General features: G+C 72.2%; 10 protein-coding genes. 2 read left to right on the top strand and 8 right to left on the bottom strand.

All coding sequences use genetic code 11. From position 1 onward, the window contains the following. The first annotated feature begins 79 nt into the window (after nucleotides 1-79). Nucleotides 80-862, top strand: a complete 783-nt coding sequence (locus ACIOJD_RS31425; RefSeq protein WP_401919559.1) for a DUF4232 domain-containing protein — start codon at nucleotides 80-82, stop codon at nucleotides 860-862. Nucleotides 863-906: 44 nt separating this feature from the next. Here the strand turns inward: ACIOJD_RS31425 and ACIOJD_RS31420 are convergent, their stop codons facing one another. Beyond that, entirely contained in the window at nucleotides 907-2,226 is a 1,320-nt protein-coding gene (locus tag ACIOJD_RS31420; RefSeq protein WP_401919558.1) for a CAP domain-containing protein, read from the bottom strand. Nucleotides 2,227-2,378: 152 nt separating this feature from the next. Between ACIOJD_RS31420 and ACIOJD_RS31415 the strand changes: the two genes are divergently transcribed. Then, nucleotides 2,379-3,248: an aldo/keto reductase gene (locus ACIOJD_RS31415; RefSeq protein ID WP_401919557.1), complete on the top strand. Its 870-nt coding sequence runs from the start codon at nucleotides 2,379-2,381 to the stop codon at nucleotides 3,246-3,248. 84 nt (nucleotides 3,249-3,332) lie between these two features. Here ACIOJD_RS31415 and ACIOJD_RS31410 read toward each other — a convergent pair whose 3' ends face one another. Genes ACIOJD_RS31410 through ACIOJD_RS31380 form a run of 7 tightly spaced genes read right to left on the bottom strand, consistent with a single transcriptional unit; the run spans nucleotide 3,333 to nucleotide 10,196 of the window. Next, a complete protein-coding gene (locus tag ACIOJD_RS31410; protein WP_401919556.1) occupies nucleotides 3,333-4,523 on the bottom strand; it encodes an exo-alpha-sialidase in 1,191 nt (396 codons plus the stop codon). Beyond that, a complete protein-coding gene (locus tag ACIOJD_RS31405) occupies nucleotides 4,520-5,308 on the bottom strand; it encodes an HpcH/HpaI aldolase/citrate lyase family protein (RefSeq protein WP_401919555.1) in 789 nt (262 codons plus the stop codon). Before ACIOJD_RS31405 ends, ACIOJD_RS31410 begins: the two co-directional genes overlap by 4 nt. A 45-nt stretch (nucleotides 5,309-5,353) precedes the next feature. After that, nucleotides 5,354-6,334, bottom strand: a complete 981-nt coding sequence (locus ACIOJD_RS31400) for an aldo/keto reductase (RefSeq protein ID WP_401919553.1) — start codon at nucleotides 6,332-6,334, stop codon at nucleotides 5,354-5,356. Next, nucleotides 6,331-7,326, bottom strand: coding sequence for an ATP-binding cassette domain-containing protein (locus ACIOJD_RS31395; RefSeq protein WP_401919552.1), 996 nt, complete (start codon nucleotides 7,324-7,326; stop codon nucleotides 6,331-6,333). Before ACIOJD_RS31395 ends, ACIOJD_RS31400 begins: the two co-directional genes overlap by 4 nt. A 35-nt stretch (nucleotides 7,327-7,361) precedes the next feature. Then, nucleotides 7,362-8,279, bottom strand: a complete 918-nt coding sequence (locus ACIOJD_RS31390) for an ABC transporter ATP-binding protein (protein ID WP_401919551.1) — start codon at nucleotides 8,277-8,279, stop codon at nucleotides 7,362-7,364. Between the two features lie 3 nt (nucleotides 8,280-8,282). After that, nucleotides 8,283-9,263, bottom strand: coding sequence for an ABC transporter permease (locus ACIOJD_RS31385; protein ID WP_401919549.1), 981 nt, complete (start codon nucleotides 9,261-9,263; stop codon nucleotides 8,283-8,285). Between the two features lie 3 nt (nucleotides 9,264-9,266). Beyond that, nucleotides 9,267-10,196, bottom strand: coding sequence for an ABC transporter permease (locus ACIOJD_RS31380; RefSeq protein WP_401919547.1), 930 nt, complete (start codon nucleotides 10,194-10,196; stop codon nucleotides 9,267-9,269). Nucleotide 10,197 lies beyond the last annotated feature (1 nt).

The following is a 10,197-nucleotide window of genomic DNA, read 5'->3' as shown; positions in this document are numbered from 1 at the left end:
GCGGTCGGGGGAGGTCGCCGCGATTTCCGGGTACATGTACGTGGTGTGCGCGTGTGACACAGATGGGCAGGTGGACGGCATGTTCGATCATCACCAGACCAACGGGACGTCATCCCCCGACACGGACGGGACACGGCAGGTGAGGGCCGGCCGGGCATGGCGCGTGGGTGCCATGGCGGCGGCCGTGGCACTCCTGGCCGTCGGAACGGCCGCGTGCGGAAGCGACAACAACTCCGGCGGCTCGGTCACGTCGGGCTCCGGCTCCGGCAGTTCTTCCGTCGGCGCCTCCCCTGAGGCCGGCTCCCCCTCCGGGACGGGCACGTCCTCAGGGACCGGATCGTCCTCCGCGACCGGCGGGGACGGGGCGTCGGACGCGTCGGGGGGGCAGCCGTCGGACACGCGCGCGGCGGGGTCGGCCTCCTCGGCGGCACAGGGCAGCGAGCAGAAATCGGCCGTCGCGGCGTCGCGGTGTACGGCCGACCATTTGGGCCTGAGCCTGAGCCCGCCGGACGCCGGTGCGGGCAACATCCGCTACAACCTGACGCTCACCAACAAGGGGACGAGTGCGTGCACGCTCCAGGGCTTCCCGGGTGTCTCGCTCCTCGCGGGCGACGGCACGACCATAGGGAAACCGGCCGACCGCGAGGGTGAGGCGCTCGGAGCCGTGCGGCTCGCTCCCGGTGGCACCGCGGATGTCACGCTGCACACCCTGAACAGGGGCATCAAGGGCACATCCTGCTGGGAGAAGCCCAGTCTCCTCAAGGTGTACCCCCCGGGTTCCAAGGAAGCGATGACGTTGAGTACGTCGTCGCCCACGGTCTGCGGGGACACCTTCAGGGTGACGGCGGTCCGGGCCGACTGAGGCCGGCGGATCACGGGGGCCTTGTCCGGCGGAACGGGCGGTCGTCAGGACTGGCCGAAGAGCTGTGTCCAGTATGTGCCGGCCGGGCCGCCGTCCGCGAAGCCGGTTCCCAGGTGGGTGAAGCCGGGTTTGAGGATGTTGGCCCGGTGGCCGGGGCTGTCCATCCAGCCCTGGACCACCTCGCGGGCGGTGCGCTGACCGCAGGCGATGTTCTCACCGATACCCCGGTGCGTGGCCCCCGCGGCGGCCGCCCGGTCCCAGGGCGCCGTCCCCTCGGGCGAGGTGTGGGAGTAGAAGGCGCGTGCGGCCATGTCGGCGCTGTAGGCCTGGGCGGCCGCCGCCAGGCGCGGGTCGTCGGCCAGCGGCCGGAGTCCGGCGGCGGTCCGTTCCGCGTTGGTGAGGGCGACGACCTCGGAGGTGGTCCGCACCAGCCCGTCGGCGGTGAAGGGGCGGGCCCACAGCGCCGTCCAGTACGTGCCGCCGGAGCGGTCGTCGACGGCCCGGCCGATGCCCGCGTCGGTCAGCCCGGGTTCGTACAGCGGGCCGGCCGACGCCTCGCCGGTCAGGCAGTGGTCCACGAACTCACCCGGTGTGCGGGGGCCGGAGACCAGGTGCTGGTCGATATGGAGATAGCGGTACCCACCCGCGGTGATCCGCTGGAAGACGGAGATCCCGTCGGGGCCCTGCGCGCCGAGCCGCCGCTGACGCGCCATGCCCGACGCGTGGGCCTGGGCCGCGGCCGAGAGCCGTCGGTCCACGGCCAGGGGAGGCAGGCCGGCGCGGAGCCGGACGGCCCGGACGAGAGCGGCGACCTCGGAGTCCGTACCCCCGGCCGCCCCGGTCACCGGGGCGGCCGGGGGCGGGAGAGCCGGCCCGGGGGCTTCCACCGCGACCTCCACGCCGAAGTCGCGGGCGATTCCGGCCAGCCCGTCGGCGTACCCCTGACCGAGCGCGCGCAGCTTCCAGGCGGTGCCGCGCCGGTAGATCTCCGCGAGGAGCAGCACCGTCTCGTGCGTCGGGCGCGCGGGTGTGAACCGGGCGAGCACACCCGGGCCGCCGTCCCCGGTGAGGGTCAGCGTGGGGACGGGCAGCCGGCCCAGGGGAGTGCCGGACTCGGAGGGGCTGACGACCACGGTGATACGGCTCGCTCCCGGCCGCAGCCGCCGCGGGTCCACGCTGACGCAGCCGGAGTCCAACCGGGCGCCGGGGGCGGACGGCTGGTTGTAGAAGACGAAATCGCCGTCCCCGGCGACCTTTCCGCTCGCGTCCGTGATGAGGACGGAGAGATCGAAAGGTCCGGGCACCTTGATCGTCAGCGCCGTGTCCGGCAGGGACACATTCCCTCCGGGAACCAACTCGCTCATCGCCACCGTCCTTCCGGTCCGCAACCCAGCGCCACGCGAGCGTGGCGCTGTACGGGAAACGTCGGCGGAGGCCGGAACGGTTCCGCGGGGAACAATCAGCCCGGCGGTCGTGTTGCCGGAAACGGAACGTCCCGTTCGATCAGGAGCTGATCATGAGCATCACCCAGCAGCCCGCCAGCGCGTCCGGAAGCTTTCTCCTCGGCGGGGATCTGCCCGTCACCCGGCTCGGCTACGGCACGATGCAGCTGACAGGCCCCGGAGTCTGGGGAGACCCCAAGGATCCGGCGGAAGCCGTACGGGTCCTGCGCCGCGCCGTTGAACTGGGCATCACCTTCATCGACACCGCCGACGCGTACGGCCCCTTCACGGCCGATCTGCTGCTGAAGGAGGCGCTCCACCCGTACCCCGACGACCTGGTGATCGCCACCAAGGTCGGCTTGACCCGCACCGGTCCGAGCGAGTGGATACCGGTGGGGCGTCCGGAATATCTGCGTCAGCAGGTCGAGTTGAATCTGCGCCACCTCGGTCTGGAGCGCATCGACCTGCTTCAGCTGCACCGTATCGACCCGAAGGTGCCGCTCGCCGAACAGCTCGGCGAGCTGGTGGCCCTGCAGAACGAGGGCAAGATCCGGCACATCGGACTCAGCGAGGTCTCCGTCGCCGAACTGGAGGAGGCCGCGAAGATCGCCCGGATCGTCTCCGTGCAGAACCTTTTCAACCTCGCGGACCGTTCGGCCGGGGACGTACTGGCGTACGCGGAGGCGAACAACCTGGCGTTCATCCCCTGGTTCCCGCTGGCGACCGGCGCCCTCGCCGGTGAGGACAGCCCGTTGACGAAGATCGCGGCCGACCGGGGTGTGGCTCCTTCGCAGCTGGCGCTGGCCTGGCTGCTGCGACGCTCGCCCGCCATCCTCCCGATCCCCGGCACCTCGTCCGTGGCGCACCTGGAGGAGAACACCGTGGGCGCGACCCTCGAACTGACCGACGAGGAGTACGAGGCGCTCTCGCACGCGGCCGGCTGACCTGTGCCGGAGCTGAGCTGACGCGCGCCGGAGCCGACCTGCCGCGCCGGCCGACCGCAGGGTTTGGCCGGCGCGGCGCGTTTCTCACGCCGGTATCTCCCGGTCCCTCCAACTCGGGCTCAGACGCAGATACTTGATGGTGCGCCGGTGACGGGTGTAGGCGATGTGCAGGGTTCCGTCGCCGGACCGGGCGATGGACGGGTAGGACAGTTCGCGGTTCAGGCCGTCGCGCGAGTTGTTGGTGAGGCAGTAGCCGTCGCCCGTCTCCAGGTCGTGGCGTACCGGCCAGGTCCTGCCTCCGTCCGACGACACCGAGAGACTGAGCGGGGCGCGCGGAGCGCCCCAGAAAGCGGTGTCGGACGGCGGCGCGTGGTCCGCCCGCCCGCCGCTCAGGTCCTCGTCGTCGATCTCGTCGTACAGCGACACCCGGCGCTCGGTGGCGTCGGCCGCGCTGCTCGGGTTGTGGACCAGGGCGAGACGTCCGTCCTCCAGCGGGATGTACTGGAGCGAGGAGTTGTTGTTGGGGACGGGCAGCGGCTCCGGCGGTGTCCAGGTCTCCCCGCCGTCGTCCGACGTGGAGCTGTGCACGGCGTCCGCCCGGCGGCTGCGGAACAGCGCGAGCAGTGAACCGTCCGGCCGCGCGTGGACGTTCATGTGCACCAGACCGGTGGAGAGAGGCACCGGTCGCTCGTGCCAGGTCGCCCCCGCGTCGTCGCTGATCATCACCGAGCTGGTGTCGTCACCGCCGGACCACGACCGGCCGGGCACGCCGACGCAGCGGAACACGGGCAGCAGCAGGCGGCCCGACGGCAGTACGGCGACCGGCTGGCGGACGAAGACGCCGCCCCGCGCCGTGGCGGGGAAGAGGGTCCGGGACGGGCCCCAGGTCGCGCCGTTGTCATGACTGACGCGCAGCCGTACCTCCGCCGTGTCCTGGTGACCGGCCCGCTGCGCGGTGTGCAGCAGCCACCAATCGCCCCCGGGAGCCGGGAACAGCACGGGGTTCTGCTCGGAGCACGCGGGGTCGTCGGACAGCCGGACCGGCTCGGACCAGGTGTCGGTGTCCGGGGTGAGCCGGCAGAACCATACGGAGATGTCGGCGACGCCCTCCTGCGTCCCGCCGAACCAGACACAGCCGAGGTCCCCGCCGGGCAGCACCGTCAGGTTCGCGGCATGGTTCTGCGCGGCGGGCGCGGCCAGATGGGCCTCCGCGCGGCCCGGTTGCGCCGGGTGGGGACGCAGGACGCCGTCGGCGCCGGGAGGCCGCCCGGTCACCGGGCGGGCCGGGCGTCGGAGAGGTGACGGCCGGCGATCTGCTCCAGGTGGGTGAGGTCACTGGCGACGGTGGCGAAGGTGAAGCCCTCGGCGAGACGCCTGGCGGCGCTCGCGCCGTCCGCGTTGTGGATGCCCGCGGCGATGCCGGCGGCGGCCGCCGCCTCCCGGACGGTGACGAGCGCCGCTTCGAAGCGGTCGTCGACCGCCGGGTCGGTCGAGGTGGCGCCGCCGATGGCGATACGGAGGTCGGAGGGGCCGATGTACACACCGTCCAGGCCCTCGGTGGCGCAGATCCCGGCCACGTTGGCGAGACCGTCGGCCGTCTCGATCATGGCGAGGACGACGGTCTGCTCATGCGCGTCGGCTGGGTTGGGCCCGATGCGCAGCCCCGAGCGCATGGGGCCGTAGGAGCGGCGGCCCAGCGGCGGGTAGCGGACGGCGGCCACCGCGTCGGCGGCGTCCTGGGCGGTGTCGATGAGCGGGACGATGACACCGGCCGCGCCCGCGTCGAGCGCGCGGCCGATGGGCGCCGGGTCGTTGGCCTCGGTACGGACGAGACCGACGGCGGTGCTGCCCTTGGTGTCGATCGCGGTGAGGGAGGCGAGCAGACCCGAGTACTCGATCAGGCCGTGCTGGGCGTCCAGCGCGACATAGTCGTAGCCGAGGCGCGCGATGCGCTCGGTGGAGACCGGGGAATCGAGGACGGACCAGTAGCCGACGAGCTGTTCACGGGCGCGCAGAGCGGTGGCGAAAGCGGCGGGCGTACCGGACGAGTCGCGGGTCATGAGGTTCCCTTCGGGGGGGCGGGTTGATCGGCGAGGAGTGTGCGGTCAGCGGTTGTAGGCGGGCATCGGGCCGCGCAGCCGGGCGCCGACCTCGTCGCAGGCCGCCGTCACATCGGCGGGCAGCGAACCGGCCTGTGCCGCGGCGATGTTGGCCCGCAGGTGTTCGGTGCGGGAGCCGCCGAGCAGCAGCGCGTCGGTCGAGGGCCGGTCCAGCAGCCAGCGCAGGGCGAGTTCCGTGAGAGGGACGCCCGCTTCCCCGGCGATACGGGTGAGCTCTCCGACGGCGTCGAACAGCCGCTCGTCCCAGTAGCGCTCCCGGTACATCGCGGCGAGCCTGGAATCACCGAACCGGCCCGAATCCGGGGTCTGTTCGAAGCGGTGGCGCCCGGTGAGGAGGCCACCGCCCAGCGGGTTGTAGACCATCGTGCGCAGTCCGGTGACGGCCGCGTACTCGACGTACTCCTCTTCGAGACGGCGCGCGAGAAGGTTGTGCAGCTGCTGCGCGACAACGGGGCGGGGCGCCCCCACCTCGCCCGCGGCACGGACGAGTTCGGCGATCTGCCAGGCCGCGTGGTTCGAGACGCCCAGGGCGAGGATCTTGCCCTCGGCGACGAACTCCGCGACGGCGGACAGAGTTTGTGCGACCGGTGTGGCCCGGTCCGGCTGGTGCAGGTAGAAGAGATCGACATGATCGGTGCCGAGCCGCTTCAGACTGCCCTCCAGCGCGGCCCGCATCCCGGCGGCCGACAGCGGCGCGTGCTCGCCCTGGTCGGGGTGCGGGATACCGGCCTTGGTCGCCAGGACGATCCGGTCGCGGCGGCCCGGCAGCAGTTCGGCGAGGATGCGCTCGCTCTCGCCGCCTGCGTAGCCGTTGGCCGTGTCGACGCCGGTGACCCCCGCGTCCAGCGCCGTGTCCAGCATGGCGGCGGCGCCCGCGCGGTCGACGGTGTCGCCGAAGGTCATGGTGCCGAGGACGAGGCCCGACAGCGGGACGGGAATGTGCGGCAGGTCGATGCCGGTGATCACGAGCGGTTGCCTTCCGATGCGGTTGCGGTTGCGGTTCCGAGTGGGGTTGTCGCGGCTTCGCGTGCGGCCGTGGTTCCGGTGACGGGTGACGTCGTGTCGGTCGTACCGGATCCGGTCGCGGTGGGCGAGGTGGCGGTGAGCAGGTGCCGGGGCTTGATGCCCCGGACGGTGGTGGGATCGAGGGCGGCGCGGCGCAGCGCCCGGGTGTAGGACTCGGCCGGCGAGGCCAGTACGGCGGCGGTCGGCCCGCTCTCCACGACGCGGCCGGCGTGCATCACCACCACATCGGTGCTGATCTCCCGGACCACTCCGAGGTTGTGGGCGATGACGAGGTAGGCGATACCGGTCTCCGCCTGGAGCTCCCGCAGCAGATCCAGGACCTGCGCCTGGACGGAGACATCGAGCGCGGAGGTCGCCTCGTCGCACACCAGCAGGTCCGGCCGTGAGGCCAGCGCGCGGGCGATACCGATCCGCTGGCGCTGACCGCCGGAGAACTCGGGCGGCCGGCGGTGCAGCGCAGTGGCCGGCAGCCCGACCCGGTCGATCAGTTCGGCCGCCCGCCGGGCGCGCTCCGCCCTGTCGCCCACGCCCGTCAGGCGCAGTGGCTCGGCCACGATCTGTTCGGCGGTCAGATGCGGGTCGAGGGAACCGTACGGATCCTGGAAGACCATCTGCACGCGCCGCCGCATCGGGCGCAGCCGGCGCTCGGGCAGCGCGGCGATATCCGTACCGTCGAGGACGATCCGGCCCGAGGTGGGCTTCAGGAGTCTCACGAGCGCGCGGGCGAGGGTCGACTTGCCGCAGCCCGACTCGCCGACGACCGCGAGCGAGCCGCCGCGCGGCACGTTCAGGCTCACCCGGTCGACTGCGCGGAACGGCCCCTGCGCGGTGGGGTATTCGACCACGAGGTCCTCGACGCGGAGGAACGGCTCGCCGGCGCCGGGAAGCGGCTCAACCGTGGTGACACCGCCTCGGCCCTGGGCGCTGATCACGGGAGCGCTCCTTGCCGTGCCGTCCGCCGCGCCGTTCATGTGGCGGCTCCCCGCACGGCGTTCCCGGACATGGTCGCGTACAAGGCGTCCTCGTCCCAGGGGCCGAGCCGCGGCACGGCCGCGAGCAGGTCGCGGGTGTACGGCTCGGACGGCCGGTCCACGATCTGCCCGGCGGATCCCGACTCCACGAACCGGCCCTCCTTCATCACATGGATACGGTCGGAGACGACCCGGGCCACTCCCAGATCATGGGTGATCATCAGCATCCCGATGCCCTCCCTTTCCTGTAGCTCCATCAGCAGATCGAGGACGCTCGCCTGCACGGTGGCGTCCAGGGCGGAGGTCGGCTCGTCCGCGATCAGCAGCCTCGGCCGCGTGGCCAGCGCCATGGCGATCAGCATGCGCTGGAGCATGCCGCCGGAGAACTGGTGCGGATACGCCTTCCATCGGGTCTCCGGCCTGGGGATACGGACCTGGGCGAGGAGGTCGGTCCCCTTGTCCCTGACATCGTTCCGGGACAGCCCGGGGTGGCGCAGCCGCAACGCGTCGCCCAGTTGACGGCCGATCGTGTGGACCGGGCTGAGAGCCGTCATCGGGTCCTGGGGGATCAGCGACACGGTCCGTCCGCGCACCTGGCGGGCGGCGGCCGGTTCGGCTACAAGGTCGCGGCCCGCGATCCGTACCGTGCCGGACAGCACCGCGAGTCCTTCGGGCAGCAGCCGCAGTACGCCCATCGCGGTGGTGGACTTGCCGGACCCGGACTCGCCGATGAGGGTGACGGTCTCGCCCTCGCCCACGGTGAAGGTCACACCGTCGACGGCGCGGACCACGCCGCGTGCGGTGATGAGTTCGATCTGGAGGTTCTCGACGTCCAGGAGCGGGAGGGGCGCACGGTCCGGCGTCCCGTCGCCCGTGGCGCTGGAGTCCGTCGCAGTGTTGCCGGTGGTGGCCATGGCTCAGGCTCCCTTCTTGAAGCGTGCCGCGCGCGTGCCACGCGGTACGCGGGCTCCACGCGGTGCCCCGACCGTGCGCGTACGGTCGCGCAGTCCGTCGCCGACCAGGTTGACGCCGACCACGAGCAGGGCGATGACCAGGCCCGGCAGGGTGACCAGCCACCACGAGGTGGTGATGTAGTCCTGGCCGTCGGAGATGATCCGGCCCCAGGTCGCGAACGGCCGCTGCGGTCCCGCGCCGAGGAAGCTGAGCGCGCTCTCCAGCAGGACGGCCTGCGCGAGGAGCAGCAGGACGACGAGGCTCGCCGGGCGGATGACATTGGGGATGATGTGCCGTCCGAGGACCGACCAGCCGCGCAGCCCGAGGACGCGCGCGGCGGCGACGTACGGTTTCTCGCGTTCCACCAGGACGAGGGAGCGGGTGAGCCGCGCGACCTCCGGCCACTGGGCGATGGCGATCACACAGGTGATGACGGTGACGGACGGCCCGAACAGGGCGACCACGAGCAGCAGCATCATCAGCAGGGGCAGCGCGAGCTGCGCCTCCAGCAGCCGGGAGACGACCGCGTCGACCCAGCCGCCGAAGAACCCGGCCGCCGAGCCCGCCGCGATTCCGATCAGACCGGAGACGAGGACCGCGAGGATACCGACGGTCAACGACACCTGGCCGCCGTGCAGGATGCGGGAGAGCAGATCGCGGCCGAGCTGGTCGGTGCCGAACAGGTGCCCGTCGCTCAGGGGCGGCAGCCGGCGCCGCGACAGGTCCTGGGCGTCGGCGCCGGGCAGGGGCAGCAGTCCGGCGAGCGCGACGGGCAGCACGACGAGCGCCGTACAGACCGATCCCGCCCAGAGCTTGAAGCGGGCACCGCGCCGCTGCCTGGTGGCGGTGGCACGGGCGAGGTCCCGGGCGGTGACGGCGCTCGGCCGGGCGCCGGAGGAGGGGACGCCGCGGGCGGCGGCGGGCGGAGCGGTGTCGGTGGTCATGTCTCAGGCCGCCTTTCCGAGGCGCACCCGCGGATCGAGCAGCGGGTAGGCGAGGTCGACGAGGAGTTGGACGAGGATCGCGAGCGTCGCGGTGACCAGCACGGTGGCCTGGATGAGCGGGTAGTCGCGGGTCTCCAGGGCGCGGACGACGAGCGAGCCGACGCCGGGCCAGCCGAAGACGACCTCGACCACGACGACCCCGTTGAGCAGGGCGGCGAAGCGCGTACCGATGGCGGTGAGCAGCGGCACTCCCGAGTTGGCGAGGGCGTAACGCCAGGTGAGGGCGCGCTCGGAGAAGCCGCGGGAGCGGGCCACGGTGAGGTACGGGGAGCCGAGCGCGGTGGTCATCTCGCGGCGGACGAGCCTTGAGATGAGCGCCAGTTGCAGGACGGCGACGGTGACCGTCGGCAGGACGAGACCGGTCCACGAGGTGAATCCGGAGGCCGGCAGCACCGGCAGCAGCACCGCGAAGACGGTCAGGAGCATCACACCGGTCCAGAAGTCCGGCATGGACTGCCCGGTGATGGTGAGTACGTTGGCGCCCAGCTCACGCTTCGAGTCGGCGCGGCGCGCCATCCACACACCGAGCGGCACGGCGACCACGGCGGTGACGGTGATCGCGGAGACGGCGAGTGTGATCGTGTACGGCATCCGGTCCAGGACCACGTCGAGGGCCGGGGAGTGGAAGGAGTAGCTGGTGCCGAGATCGCCGGTGAACAGATCGCGCAGGAAGATGCCGTACTGCGTGAACAGCGGCTGATCGAGGCCGAACTGGGCGCGGATACGGGCGAGATCGGCGCTCGTCGCGGTGGGACCCGCATACGCGGAGGCGGGGTCGCCGGGGGCGAGACGCACCAGCAGGAAGACGGTGGTCAGCGTCAGGAAGACGGTGAGCAGGCTCTGGCCGATCCGCCGGGCGAGATACTTCGGCACG

The organism is Streptomyces sp. NPDC088116, assembly GCF_044741745.1.
GTDB lineage: Bacteria > Actinomycetota > Actinomycetes > Streptomycetales > Streptomycetaceae > Streptomyces.
Note: the sequence above shows the minus strand (reverse complement) of the source record. Positions and strands in the feature narration are given on the sequence as shown.